Source organism: Parasedimentitalea maritima (genome assembly GCF_005771405.1).
Taxonomy (GTDB): domain Bacteria; phylum Pseudomonadota; class Alphaproteobacteria; order Rhodobacterales; family Rhodobacteraceae; genus Parasedimentitalea; species Parasedimentitalea maritima.
This window is the reverse complement of record NZ_VAUA01000004.1, coordinates 98,306-111,365: the sequence shown is the minus strand read 5'-3', so window position 1 is coordinate 111,365 and position 13,060 is coordinate 98,306. Positions and strand designations below refer to the sequence as shown.

Genomic DNA, 13,060 nt, shown 5'->3' with positions numbered 1-13,060 from the left:
TGCAACGTGATCAGACGATTTGGAGAGCCACCAGAGCCGGGTCGCCACTATCACCGCCGACCTGGAGTATATGCATTATTGCCTCGAAATGGCCAATTTCTACTGACCTGCCAATATGATCCTGACCCTGACATTCAATTGCCCGGTGGGGGCATTGACCCGGGTGAATCTCCTCTCCCAGCGCTGCACCGTGAGGTTCACGAGGAAACTGGTTGGAGTATTTCCACTCCACAAAAATTTGGAATTTTCCGACGGTTTGTTTATATGCCAGAGTACGATTTGTGGGCAGAAAAACTATGCCACATATACGTTGCTCGTCCAGTGCAACGCATTGCTCCACCTAGGGAAAAAAACCATAAAGCCATTTGGACTGACGCATCAGATGCCGTCAGTCAGCTAGGCAATCCCGGAGACCGGTTTTTTGCTGCTCAATTGAATAGATTAAAATGGCATCGTTGAGAAATATCATTCTGAGGTCATCCCCTCATGCCCAACAATGGCGGAACTACAAATCACGGTCCATTATACTCAAACACAGTGGCTGAAACGTCATCTTCCAGACCAAATTCTGGCGACATCACTTGTGTAAGGTGCCAATATAGATCGTCCAAAAATTCCTGACCACTTTGTCGGGAATCACACTTTTCAATCAGATCTAACAGTCCTTCAGGTTCTAGCATCTCGCCATTCACCAGCCGTGCTTCGGTAAAACCATCTGAATAGAGCAACAGTCTATCACCCGGCTCCATCACCGTTTCCACCTGCGTATAGGGGATATCAGGGATCAATCCTACGGGTACACCGCCTTCACCCAAGAATTCTGTCGACCCATCTTTGCGTAAGACCAATGGATGTGGATGACCCGCCTGGACCAGTTTGAGAATGCCGCTGCGTAGATCCACAATGCAGTAAGCCATAGTGAAGTACTCTTCGATTCCTGTATCAGCAATCAATCGAGCGTTCAGTAGGCTGGCCACTTCCTCGGGCTGGCGCAATGCATAGAACCGATTAAAGCGTTTTTCCATCGCGACGTTCTGATCGAAATAGTTTGTCGACAAATAGCCACCCAGACGGGCCGTCATCATTGCCGACGTGATACCATGGCCAGACACATCTATCGAATAGAACCCCAACCGGTTCACTCCTGGCGAGAACATCCCAACAAGATCCCCACCAATATGACCGCAGGGCTTTAGCAGCAAACTGACTGAAGATGACCCAAATTTGCGCGACAGTTCCGGCACCAGAGATTGTTGGATTTTTCGTGCTTGAACCAAATCTTTGTCAATTGCGTCATAGACACGCTGCAGTTCACCCAAAGTATCGGAAACAATACGATTTTTTTCGGACAGTTCACGCTGCATTCGCAGAATACGTTCACCCGCCGAAATACGGGCTCGCAGCTCATTTGAGCTTACTGGCTTAGTTAGAAAATCGTCAGCGCCAGCATCGAGACCTTCTGCAACTTCGTTCTTTTCACTTTTTGAAGTCAGCAAGATAAAATAGCTGTAGCTTTCCTTGGAATACTCACGAAACGCCCGGCAAAAATCTAAGCCGCTCATCCCAGGCATCATCCAGTCGCTGAGAATCAAGTCCGGCGGATCCAAGCTGCAAATTTCCATTGCAGCCTCGCCGCTTTCGGCTTCGGTAACCTCGAATCCCCATTTTTTCAGCGACGCCACAAGAATGCGCCTCTGGAGCCGACTGTCGTCCACGACCAGAACCCGTCGAATCGACCCATTGTCGATCTGCTCGTCCTTATCAAATGTACTGTCTGGCAACACCGAATGCACCTCGTTAATGTCAGCCGAAAATCTAGTAACCGGTGGCAATATCACCCCTGCCACTTAACAAGCCATGAACCTTAAAATTTAACGTATACTTCCTCATTCATCATAATTTTACGGTTTCAGCGTACATGTAGCAGAATTAAGAACGAGTAACAGGATTTACGCCATGATTGACTGGCCTAGAGTAAAAGAATTGCGTGAAGAAGTAGGCGCCGAAGACTTTGGGGAAGTTGTCGATCTGTTTCTAGAAGAAGTAGAAGAAGTTATTGGCAAGCTCAGCAAACTCTCTGATCGTACGCAGCTAGAGCAAGATTTGCATTTTCTGAAGGGTAGCGCCTTAAGCCTAGGGTTTCAGGGGTTTTCTTCACTATGCCAAGATGGCGAACGGAAATCCGCACAGGGTAGTGCAGACACTGTAGATGTACCGGCGATCATCGCGACGTATCAATCTTCTAAAGCCACGTTCATCAACGAATTGCCTAATCGGTTTTGAACAAAGCCTGACTATCCAAAGTTTTAACGCTCACAATGTCCGAGTTGCACTCTTCAGATGAATGCGATCCCCGAATGATTCCGGCTCTAGATCACAAATTGCGCCAAAGTTTCATCACTGGTTATGTCACTGTAAGTGAACCCTGCTTCATCGAGGCGGGAAAATAGCTTTGGAAAATTTTCTGGCCGCTTGGTTTCAATGCCAATCAAAACCGAACCAAAGTTGCGGGCAGACTTTTTCATATACTCAAACCGAGCAATGTCATCTTCCGGTCCCAGAATGCCCAGGAACTCTTTCAACGCTCCGGGACGCTGTGGCAGTCGTAGCAGGAAGTATTTTTTTACGCCGGAGTAACGCTGTGCGCGTTCCTTGACCTCTGGCAGGCGTTCAAAGTCAAAATTTCCACCTGAGGTGATACAAACAACCGTCTTTCCCCGTATCCACGAGCGAACATCGCCCAACGCTTCCACTGCAAGCGCGCCGGCTGGCTCCAAAACGATGCCCTCGACATTCAACATCTCGATCATCGTTGTACAAATCCGGTCCTCGGAAATAGTCAGCACATCAGGCAGTGGAACATGTTGCAACAAAGCAAAAGGTTGCACCCCAATACGCCCAACAGCGGCACCATCGACAAAAGTGTCAACTCGATCCAGAGAAACCGGATGACCTGCTTTTAGCGCCGCTTTCAGACAGGCCCCGCCCTCAGGTTCGACAAACAAGCAATGAACCTGATCACCAAACCAACTTGCCACCCCAGAGGACATCCCTCCCCCGCCTACAGGCAGGATCACGTGATCTGGGACTTTACCCAGTTGCGCCTCGATCTCGACCGCAATTGAGCTTTGACCTTCAATTACATCCGCATCATCAAATGGCGACAAAAAATGACCGCCTTCACGCTGGCACCATTCCTGTGCCGCTGTCAAAGTGTCATCAAAATAGTCGCCAACCAGATGGATCTCGACTTGATCGCCACCAAACATACGAGTTTTCTGGATTTTTTGCTGCGGCGTGGTCACAGGCATAAAAATCACGCCTTTGACCCCCATGTGACTACACATATAGGCAACACCCTGAGCATGATTGCCAGCGCTGGCACAAACGAACAGTTCCTGATCGGGCTGTTTACGCATGGCATTATAAGCACCGCGAATTTTGTAAGACCGAACCGGACTTAGATCTTCACGTTTCAGATAAATCTCTGCGCCAAATCGTTCCGACAGATGTGCATTTCGCTGCAAGGGTGTGGCGGGGAAAACATCGCGCATCGCTGCTTCGGCAACGCGGGCTTGGGTCTGGAAATCAGTCATGTCTTATTGATTGGCGCAAGCCCGCCCCCAAGGCAAGGGGCAGGCGCAAAGCATACATAAGAATACCGGCCGAGATTCAGCCGATTTCACGGCCTTCGACATAGTGACCATAAAACGTGGTCAGTATGCTGACATTTACCAGTGACATCACCAGAGTCACAAACACCTGAAACAAAATACCAAGTGGCGGAAAGACCACCATAGACAGACCGGTCACAACCTGAAGCAAAAATTGCGCCACGATGATGACAATTACCAGCACAATTATTGTACCAGATGACCCTTTAGTTGCCTCCCAAGCCTGGCCAACAGTCAGCGGTTTTCCAATCGCAGCGGCAGGCAGAATGGCTACAAGCCGGTATAGAAGGATAAACGAAAAAAACACAGCTCCTACTAGGGCGACAACACCAAGCGGTCCCAAGATTGCCGCCGCCAATCCGGCAATAATCCACATTGCTACCATGATGGCCCCGATCAGAAACCCGCGGCCAAAATAGGCCATGATACGGTCAAAACGAAATTCCGGGATCCAGCCAGTGGGGTATTCCTCAAGCAGGATAAACCGATGCCACGACACAAAAATCCACAACTCGATAGTCACCAACACGATAACAAACAGGATGAACGGAAAAAACATTCCCCCCATTCCGCCGTCCCTCATCAATTTTTCCATCGCCTCGGGGTCGGACATGGAACCAAATGAAAAACCGGTCATCATTGTCAGAACGACGATGGCGGCAAACCCAATCAGAACCGGCACCACAGCAATTTTCAATGCCTCGGACAAATTGCGCGTCACCATCCCCACTGAGTGAGCAAATATGCTCCAACCTTTCATAATTCGTCCTTCCAAATACCAAATCAAATCTGCTGCGGACCCTAGACGGAGCTAGTCATCGCGAAAACCCCAGAAATCCTTGCCCTCTCTCGCGAAAAGCGATATCGGCCAATCGTTCTGCTGAAGAGGAAATTCCAATGTCCGCGCCCAAAAAAGTTGTTCTGGCCTATTCCGGTGGCCTTGATACCTCGATCATCCTGAAATGGCTGCAGACCGAGTACGGTTGTGAGGTTGTCACCTTTACTGCCGATCTGGGTCAGGGCGAAGAGCTGGAGCCCGCCCGCGCCAAAGCGGAACTGCTGGGAATTGCACCGGAAAACATTTTTATCGAGGATGTTCGCGAAGAATTTGTCCGCGACTTTGTCTTCCCAATGTTCCGCGCCAACGCGGTATACGAAGGCTTGTATCTGCTGGGTACTTCGATTGCCCGCCCGCTGATCTCCAAACGTCTTGTTGAGATCGCAGAAGCCACCGGCGCTGACGCTGTTGCACACGGTGCTACCGGCAAAGGCAACGACCAGGTCCGTTTTGAGCTGGCTGCTTATGCATTGAACCCCGACATCAAAGTGATTGCACCTTGGCGTGAGTGGGACCTGACCTCACGTACTCGTCTGCTTGAGTTCGCAGAAGCCAACCAAATCCCGGTTGCCAAGGACAAACGTGGCGAGGCTCCCTTCTCGGTTGACGCCAACCTGCTGCACACCTCGTCCGAGGGCAAAGTGCTGGAAGATCCCGCCGTTATGGCACCCGACTACGTTTATCAGCGCACTGTTCACCCCGAAGATGCACCGAATGAACCTGAGTTCATCGAAATCGGTTTTGAAAAAGGCGATGCGGTTTCGATCAATGACGAAGCAATGTCGCCAGCCACTATCCTCACCAAGCTCAACGAGTTGGGTGGCAAGCATGGCTGTGGCCGTCTGGACCTGGTTGAAGGTCGTTTTGTTGGCATGAAATCGCGCGGTATCTACGAAACACCGGGCGGCACCCTGCTGCTGGAAGCACACCGTGGTATCGAATCGATCACCATGGACCGCGGCGCGATGCACCTCAAAGATGAGCTGATGCCGAAGTATGCAGAGCTGATCTACAACGGGTTCTGGTATTCGCCTGAGCGTGAAATGCTGCAAGCCGCCATCGACGCCAGCCAAACCCATGTCACCGGCACCGTACGTTTAAAACTGTACAAAGGATCTGCCACCTGTGTTGGCCGCTGGTCCGAGCATTCGTTGTATTCCGAAGAGCACGTCACATTTGAAGATGACGCTGGCGCATACGATCAAAAAGACGCGGCTGGATTTATTCAGTTGCAAGCCCTACGTTTGAAATTGATCGCGATGCGCAACAAACGGGTTAAGTAATGGAAGATGAAGACTTCTCTGATGAGTTAGAGATGTTTGTCGAGGCTCAGGACACCGTGTGGAACGATGTCCTGAGTGAACTCGCTGCCGGGCAAAAGAACAGCCACTGGATGTGGTTTGTTTTTCCGCAACTGGCCGAACTGGGTAAATCCCATATGGCCCAGCTCTACGGCATCGAGGACTTGACAGAAGCAACTGCCTATTTGAATCACACTGAGCTACGTAGCCGTTTGATCGAAGTTAGCCGCCTTATGCTGACTCATACATCTATTCCTGCTGATCAGATTCTTGGGCCAGTTGACGCTAAAAAACTCCGTTCTAGCATGACCTTGTTTAGCGCAGTCCCCAATGCCCCGGTTGAATTTCAACAGGTTTTAGGTCGGTTTTATGAAAACAGCCCCTGTCCGCTAACCAAGGCAACGTTGATAGGAAACTGACTCTTACTGGCGCCGAGCGCTAGTAAGGGTACCTCGACTTCCTGGGCAATAAAGTTCCCTCACCTCTATGTGACAAATGATGTCAGTCTATTGAGACGAATTGAGACGCACGTCAGGGTAAGGGAAATGGAGGTAACGATGCGCCTAATTGACAACCTGAAGCCCGTTGCGTTGACCGTACTGATGTTGGTAGCAGCACTGTTACGTGGCCACGAAGCCCATGCGGAAACACGCGAAGTTCTGGTAGTGGCCGGAGGCTGCTTTTGGTGTGTCGAAAGTGATTTTGAATCTGTTCCGGGTGTATCCAACGCGGTTTCAGGATACATCGGCGGCACAAGCAAACATCCGACCTATAAACAAGTCAGCAAAGGTGGAACCGGACACTACGAAGCAGTCCAGATTTTTTTTGATTCTGAAAAAGTCAGCCGGGAAACTCTGCTAGTGATGTTTTTTCGTTCAGTAGATCCAACCGATGCTGGGGGTCAGTTTTGCGATCGTGGTGACAGCTACCGTACAGCCCTATTCGTCTCTAACACGGACGAAAGGACACTAGCAGAACAGGTCAAGGCGGAAGCGCAAGTGGCGTTGCGGCAAACGGTTGTAACCCCGATACTGGAAATGACGCCGTTTTATCCAGCAGAAGCTTATCATCAAGATTACTATAAAGGTCGAAACCTGGTATTCACCCGGTTTGGTCCCAAACGACAGGCCGAGGCTTATAAACGTTATCGCCAAGCCTGCGGTCGAGATGAACGAGTGGCAGAGTTGTGGGGCGATGCAGCTCCCTTTGCCAACAAGCATTAAGGCCGAAGGAACTCCGCCCTATTTGTGTCCCAACCAAATGCCCAAATTGACGCTAGAACTGAGCGTCTTGGGTTTCTTTTAGATCAGGGATGACATCAGCTGTACCTGGCCGCGTGACCATCAGTGCGGCCGCGCGTGTCGCAAGCATCATTGCTTGAGGCATAGGCAGTCCCCGATCAAGTCCCGAAAGAACATAGCCAGTAAAAGTGTCGCCAGCGCCCGTTGTATCGACGGCCGTAACAGGTAATGCAGGAACGTCCAAAATCTCTCCCGTTCCCGCATAAAAATGGCGCGCGCCTTTAGCTCCCAAAGTGATAATCACATCTGAGACGCCTAATTCGGTGGCGGGCTTTCCTGTTGCATGCTCCAACTGCTGGGCTTCAACCTCGTTTAGGAACAACAGATCTAGAAATGGCAAAACCGCCTGCACAGCTTCGGCATCGAACGGTGCAGCTGCGTAGCAAACCCGCAAGCCCAGTTCGCGACCCATTTTTGCAGCCTCTGCCTGCATATTCGTTTCGTTCTGCAAAACGAGAATATCGCCAGACTCAGCCTGTGACACAGCCAGCCCCAGTTGATCGGTGGTCAACTCTCTATTGGCCCCGGGGAACAAGATGATTTGGTTTTCACCCTGGCGATCAACAGCGATGATCGCGTGGCCAGTTGGCGTTTCAATCTGATCAATATAGCGGGTGTCTACGCCATATTCCATCAACCTATCGACAGCCCATTTTCCATCAGAGCCCACTGCGCCGATGTGACAGACATGCGAGCCAGCACGAGCGGCGGCGACCGACATATTGGCCCCCTTGCCGCCCAGAAATTGCTGCAAATCCAGCGCCGCCAGTGTTTCACCAGGCGTCGGCAAATGCGGTAGCGCGTAAACCATATCAGCGTTAATAGAGCCGAGATTCCAGATTGCCATGGTATTTACCCGATGTCACAGGCAGCAAGCACTGCCATATTTAAAATGTCATTGGCCGTTGCTGTCGTTGAACAAATCTGAATCGGTTTATCTACTCCACTCAGAATTGGACCAACAACAGTGGCGCCGCCCATTTCCTGCATCAGTTTCACCGAGATCGAGGCTGAGTGACGGGCTGGAACGATCAGGATATTGGCTGGCCCAGTCAGGCGTGAGAAGGGATAGGCGTCTTGAGACGCTGCATTCAGAGCTACGTCGACTGTCATTTCACCTTCGTATTCAAAGGAGACGCCGCGTTGGTCCAGCACTGCCGGCGCCAGGTGCATTTTCTCTGCACGTTCTGACACTGGGTACCCAAATGTGGAAAAACTGACAAAGGCAACGCGTGGATCAAGTCCCATATGACGGGCTACACCGGCTGCACGTTCGGCAATGTTTGCCAGATCGTTTTCATCTGGCCACTCATGCACCAGAGTATCACCAATCAGAACAATCCGTCCTTTGTGCAACAACGCCGTGACCCCTGCCGCGCCGTGCGCAGCATCGGCATCAAATACATGGTTAACACGATCTAGAACATGCGCAGATTTGCGGGTGGCACCTGTAACAAGACCATCGCCATGCCCATGGGCCAGCATCAAAGACGAAAATACATGCCGATCGCGCGCGGCCAACCGGTGTACATCCTTGAGATCAAACCCTTTGCGCTGCAGGCGTGAATAAAGGAAGTCTTTGTAAGTATCCAAATGTGGAGTGATGGCAGCGTTGATCACTTCCAATTCGCTAACCGCATCACCAAGGCCGGCCTCTTCTAGCTTTTGCTTCACGTCGTCCTGACGGCCAACAACAAGTGCCTTACCAAAACCCGAGCGCTGATAGGTAACCGCAGCGCGCAATACACGCTGGTCGTCGCCTTCGGCAAAAATCATCCGGCTTTGTGCTGTACGCGCGCGGGCATTCAAGCCTCGTAAGATCGACGCGGTAGGATCCATACGGCTCTTTAGGCTCAGCTCGTAGGTTTCCATGTCAATAATTGGCCGACGCGCAGCACCAGTATCCATCCCTGCTTTGGCCACAGCCACTGGGATCCGGTGGATCAAACGAGGATCAAACGGAGTTGGAATAATGTAATCACGACCAAATGACAGGCTTTTACCATAGGCCAGCGCAACCTCATCCGGGACATCCTCACGTGCGAGTGCAGCCAGCGCGTGTGCACATGCAATCTTCATTTCATCGTTGATAGCCCGGGCATGAATATCAAGCGCCCCGCGGAACAGATAAGGAAAGCCCAACACGTTATTCACCTGGTTCGGATAATCCGAACGGCCAGTTGCGACGATGGCGTCTTCCCGAACCTCATGGGCCTCTTCCGGAGTGATTTCTGGATCGGGGTTCGCCATAGCAAAGATCACTGGATTAGGTGCCATCGCTATAACCATGTCCTGAGTCACTGCACCCTTGGCAGAAACACCGAGGAACACATCAGCCCCCTTCATGGCTTCTTCCAATGTGCGCAGATCAGTAGGCACAGCATGGGCTGACTTCCACTGGTTCATACCAGCTGTACGGCCTTGATAAATAACGCCTTTGGTATCGCAAATGATACAATTTTCGTGCCGCGCGCCCATGGCTTTTAGCAACTCGATGCAGGCAATGCCTGCTGCGCCGGCGCCGTTTAGAACAATTTTTACATCTTCGATTTTTTTACCAGAAATATGCAACGCATTAATCAGCCCTGCAGCACAAATCACCGCCGTGCCGTGCTGGTCGTCATGGAACACAGGAATGTCCATTTCTTCCTTCAGGCGTTGTTCAATAATGAAACATTCGGGTGCCTTGATATCTTCTAGGTTGATCCCACCAAAGGTTGGCTCCATCAACTTAACCGCGTTGATAAAAGCCTCAGGATCTTCGGTGTCCAGCTCGATATCAATCGAGTTGACATCCGCAAAGCGTTTGAACAGAACCGCTTTGCCCTCCATGACCGGCTTGGACCCAAGCGCACCCAAATTGCCCAAACCCAAAACCGCGGTCCCGTTCGAGATGACAGCAACGAGATTGCCCTTGTTGGTATAGTCATAGGCCAGCGCAGGGTTTTCAGCGATCGCCTCGCAGGGGACTGCAACGCCGGGCGAATAGGCTAGTGACAGATCACGCTGAGTGGTCATCGGTACCGTGGCCGCGATCTCAAATTTGCCGGGTGTTGGCTCTAAATGAAAGGCCAGGGCTTCTTCATTGGTGATTTTAGCTTTGGTCATTGCGTCTGTTTCCTGATCGGTGCCTCTTGGCGTCATATCGCAGGCAGCGCATGTTCTCAACGCTTATACGTTTTGACCTTTCGCCACAGGCGGCTGGTTTGTAAGGTCGCGCCGACTTGACCCCACCAGAATACAGACACGGAGACCTGACTTTGGCCACTGTCACGCCCATGATGGCGCAATATCTCGACATCAAGGCGCAATACCCCGATGCGCTGCTGTTCTACCGTATGGGCGATTTCTACGAGATGTTCTTTGATGATGCAGTGGCAGCAGCCGAAGCACTGGACATATCGTTAACCAAACGTGGCAAGCACAACGGCAATGACATTCCAATGTGCGGAGTGCCGTTTCACGCCGCCGAAGGCTATCTGCTTACATTGATCCGCAAGGGATTTCGGGTTGCCGTGGGTGAACAGTTGGAAACTCCTGCAGAGGCCAAGAAACGTGGTGGAAAAACGGTCGTCAAACGGGATGTGGTACGCTTGGTTACACCAGGAACCCTGACCGAAGATTCCCTGCTTGAAGCACGCCGCCACAATTTTTTAGTTTCCTATTCTGAGATGCGCGAACATGCGGCCTTGGCCTGGGCTGATATTTCCACGGGTGCGTTTCACGTGATGCCAGTGGCGCGCGTTCGATTGTCGCCAGAGCTGGCACGCCTAGGTCCATCTGAATTGATCGTCGCCGATGGACCAGCTTATGATCATATCCGGCCCTTGGCTGAAGAGTATAAAATCCCACTGACACCACTGGGCAAAGCCAGTTTTGACAGCACAGCCGCAGAAAAACGCCTGTGCACTCAATTCAAAGTTGCGGCGTTAGATGGATTCGGCACATTTTCACGCGCCGAAATTTCAGCAATGGGCGCCTTGATCGATTACCTTGAAATCACTCAAAAGGGAAAACTTCCCTTGCTGCAAGTGCCCGAGCAGGAAGCCGAAAACCGGGTTATGCAGATTGACGCAGCAACGCGGCGAAATCTGGAGCTAACCCGGTCTTTATCCGGTGATCGGTCTGGCTCCCTGTTAGCTGTCATTGATAGCACCGTCACCCCAGGTGGTGGCCGTCTATTGGAGCAACGTCTATCCAGCCCTTCCCGCAGTCTGGACATCATACATTCACGCCTGGCGGCGTTAGATTTTTCTTTTGACCACAGTCAACTCTCCGAACAGCTACGTGACGCCCTGCGTCGAACTCCGGATCTGGACCGGGCACTGTCCCGACTGGCTTTGGAACGAGGCGGGCCACGCGACCTTGCCGCAATTCGAAACGGGCTAACGGAAGCTGAGGCTATTGCCGATTTGTGCAAAAATCTCGACCTGCCGGATCTGACCGCACTGGCAGTCACCAGTTTGCAGGGGTTTGATGACCTGTTGGAGCTGCTGGATGCGGCGCTGGTGGCTGAACCTCCTTTGCTGGCCCGTGACGGTAGTTTTATTGCGTCGGGCTATAACAGCGAACTGGATGAAGCACGCACCCTACGCGACGAAGGCAGAACGGTTATTGCTGCCATGCAAAAGCAATACGCTGAGCACACCGGTATCAACTCGCTGAAGATCAAGCATAACAACGTGCTAGGATACTTCATTGAAACCACCGCGACACATGCCGAGAAAATGCTGTCTGCGCCCTTATCCGAAAGCTACATTCACCGCCAGACAACCGCCAATCAAGTGCGGTTCACCACGGTTGAACTAAGCGAAATCGAAACCAAAATTCTAAATGCTGGAAATCAGGCGCTTGAGATCGAAAAGCGGCTCTATTTAGACCTTTCAGCCTCTATTATGGCTGTATCTGCCAAGCTAAGCAGTGCCGCCCGGGGCCTGGCTGAGCTGGACCTGATAACTGCCCTGGCAGATCTGGCCAAGGGTGAAAACTGGAACCGCCCACAGGTCGATGCCAGCCGCGCTTTTGAGATCAGTGGCGGCCGTCATCCAGTGGTAGAACAGGCATTACGAAGACAGGGTGGTGAAATATTCGTCGCCAACGACTGTGACCTGACTGCAAGCGATGGCGCAGCAGTTTGGTTACTCACCGGCCCCAACATGGCCGGTAAGTCAACATTCCTTCGACAAAATGCATTGATTGCCTTGCTCGCCCAAATTGGCAGTTACGTACCAGCTGACAGCGCCCATATCGGCGTGGTCAGCCAACTATTTAGTCGCGTTGGCGCCTCTGACGATCTGGCCCGTGGCCGATCAACATTTATGGTCGAAATGGTAGAAACAGCAGCTATTCTAAATCAGGCTGACGACCGTGCACTGGTTATCTTAGATGAAATTGGTCGTGGAACGGCCACCTACGACGGATTGTCCATTGCCTGGGCAACCCTGGAGCACCTTCACGAAACTAATAAGTCCCGCGCGTTATTTGCGACTCACTACCATGAACTGACCCAACTGGCTGCAACGCTGGCCGGTGTTGATAATGCAACTGTCACGGTCAAAGAATGGGAGGGCGAAGTAATTTTCCTTCACGAGGTGCGCAAGGGAGCCGCAGATCGGTCTTATGGTGTGCAGGTCGCACAGCTGGCCGGTCTTCCTGCCACTGTTGTGGCGCGTGCACGTGACGTGTTGGATATGCTGGAAAAAAGCAGCCGTAACGGTGGTGGTGGAAGCATCCAGATTGATGATCTCCCGTTGTTTGCCGCTGCACCCCCACCGCAAGCCGCTGCCCCAAAAGGCCCTTCACCTCTTGAGGAGCTGCTGGCCAGTGTCCATCCAGATGACCTATCTCCACGTGAAGCGCTTGAGATGCTGTATCGTCTGAAAGACGCAGGTCAATAGCATCAAAAGGTGGCTCTTCACAAAGCCACTTCTTACGCCAGATCACTTC

The 13,060-nt window shown here is 51.7% G+C and carries 11 protein-coding genes; 6 read left to right on the top strand and 5 right to left on the bottom strand.

Going from position 1 to position 13,060, the window contains the following annotated elements; translation table 11 throughout:
- Positions 1-6: 6 nt before the first annotated feature.
- Positions 7-459 carry an NUDIX hydrolase gene (locus tag FEE96_RS09130; protein ID WP_138162731.1) on the top strand — a complete coding sequence of 151 codons (453 nt, stop codon included), beginning with the start codon at positions 7-9 and terminating at the stop codon, positions 457-459.
- A 53-nt stretch (positions 460-512) separates the two neighbouring features.
- Here FEE96_RS09130 and FEE96_RS09125 read toward each other — a convergent pair whose 3' ends face one another.
- Entirely contained in the window at positions 513-1,784 is a 1,272-nt protein-coding gene (locus FEE96_RS09125; RefSeq protein ID WP_138163008.1) for a PP2C family protein-serine/threonine phosphatase, read from the bottom strand.
- Positions 1,785-1,956: 172 nt separating this feature from the next.
- Here FEE96_RS09125 and FEE96_RS09120 point away from each other — a divergent pair, with 172 nt between their 5' ends.
- Entirely contained in the window at positions 1,957-2,283 is a 327-nt protein-coding gene (locus tag FEE96_RS09120; RefSeq protein ID WP_138162730.1) for an Hpt domain-containing protein, read from the top strand.
- Positions 2,284-2,369: 86 nt separating this feature from the next.
- On the opposite strand, the gene ilvA is transcribed toward FEE96_RS09120, so the two are convergent.
- On the bottom strand, positions 2,370-3,596 hold the full coding sequence (ilvA, locus tag FEE96_RS09115; protein ID WP_138162729.1) for a threonine ammonia-lyase IlvA: 1,227 nt from the start codon (positions 3,594-3,596) through the stop codon (positions 2,370-2,372).
- A 76-nt stretch (positions 3,597-3,672) separates the two neighbouring features.
- On the bottom strand, positions 3,673-4,434 hold the full coding sequence (locus FEE96_RS09110) for a hypothetical protein (protein ID WP_138162728.1): 762 nt from the start codon (positions 4,432-4,434) through the stop codon (positions 3,673-3,675).
- A gap of 137 nt (positions 4,435-4,571) precedes the next feature.
- On the opposite strand from FEE96_RS09110, the gene FEE96_RS09105 reads away from it, so the two are divergent.
- The 3 genes from FEE96_RS09105 to msrA all read left to right on the top strand — a co-directional run bounded on the left by FEE96_RS09105 (position 4,572) and on the right by msrA (position 7,036).
- A complete protein-coding gene (locus tag FEE96_RS09105; protein WP_138162727.1) occupies positions 4,572-5,795 on the top strand; it encodes an argininosuccinate synthase in 1,224 nt (407 codons plus the stop codon).
- Positions 5,795-6,232 (top strand): DUF1810 domain-containing protein, encoded by a 438-nt coding sequence (locus tag FEE96_RS09100; RefSeq protein WP_138162726.1) that lies wholly within the window; start codon positions 5,795-5,797, stop codon positions 6,230-6,232. The genes FEE96_RS09105 and FEE96_RS09100 overlap by 1 nt, the downstream gene beginning before the upstream one ends.
- A 138-nt stretch (positions 6,233-6,370) precedes the next feature.
- Positions 6,371-7,036, top strand: a complete 666-nt coding sequence (msrA, locus tag FEE96_RS09095) for a peptide-methionine (S)-S-oxide reductase MsrA (RefSeq protein WP_138162725.1) — start codon at positions 6,371-6,373, stop codon at positions 7,034-7,036.
- A gap of 52 nt (positions 7,037-7,088) precedes the next feature.
- Here the strand turns inward: msrA and FEE96_RS09090 are convergent, their stop codons facing one another.
- Both FEE96_RS09090 and FEE96_RS09085 read right to left on the bottom strand, forming a co-directional pair.
- Positions 7,089-7,961, bottom strand: a complete 873-nt coding sequence (locus FEE96_RS09090) for a ribokinase (RefSeq protein WP_138162724.1) — start codon at positions 7,959-7,961, stop codon at positions 7,089-7,091.
- A gap of 5 nt (positions 7,962-7,966) precedes the next feature.
- Positions 7,967-10,222 carry an NADP-dependent malic enzyme gene (locus FEE96_RS09085; RefSeq protein ID WP_138162723.1) on the bottom strand — a complete coding sequence of 752 codons (2,256 nt, stop codon included), beginning with the start codon at positions 10,220-10,222 and terminating at the stop codon, positions 7,967-7,969.
- Positions 10,223-10,392: 170 nt separating this feature from the next.
- Between FEE96_RS09085 and mutS the strand changes: the two genes are divergently transcribed.
- Entirely contained in the window at positions 10,393-13,011 is a 2,619-nt protein-coding gene (gene mutS, locus FEE96_RS09080; RefSeq protein WP_171021673.1) for a DNA mismatch repair protein MutS, read from the top strand.
- Positions 13,012-13,060 lie beyond the last annotated feature (49 nt).

Excerpts from the sequence above, each read along its gene's own strand:
- FEE96_RS09120 (WP_138162730.1), top strand. The coding sequence starts at position 1,957 with ATGATTGACTGGCCTAGAGTAAAAGAATTGCGTGAAGAAGTAGGCGCC.
- ilvA (WP_138162729.1), bottom strand. The coding sequence starts at position 3,596 with ATGACTGATTTCCAGACCCAAGCCCGCGTTGCCGAAGCAGCGATGCGC.
- FEE96_RS09110 (WP_138162728.1), bottom strand. The coding sequence starts at position 4,434 with ATGAAAGGTTGGAGCATATTTGCTCACTCAGTGGGGATGGTGACGCGC.
- FEE96_RS09105 (WP_138162727.1), top strand. The coding sequence starts at position 4,572 with ATGTCCGCGCCCAAAAAAGTTGTTCTGGCCTATTCCGGTGGCCTTGAT.
- FEE96_RS09100 (WP_138162726.1), top strand. The coding sequence starts at position 5,795 with ATGGAAGATGAAGACTTCTCTGATGAGTTAGAGATGTTTGTCGAGGCT.
- msrA (WP_138162725.1), top strand. The coding sequence starts at position 6,371 with ATGCGCCTAATTGACAACCTGAAGCCCGTTGCGTTGACCGTACTGATG.
- FEE96_RS09090 (WP_138162724.1), bottom strand. The coding sequence starts at position 7,961 with ATGGCAATCTGGAATCTCGGCTCTATTAACGCTGATATGGTTTACGCG.
- FEE96_RS09085 (WP_138162723.1), bottom strand. The coding sequence starts at position 10,222 with ATGACCAAAGCTAAAATCACCAATGAAGAAGCCCTGGCCTTTCATTTA.
- mutS (WP_171021673.1), top strand. The coding sequence starts at position 10,393 with ATGATGGCGCAATATCTCGACATCAAGGCGCAATACCCCGATGCGCTG.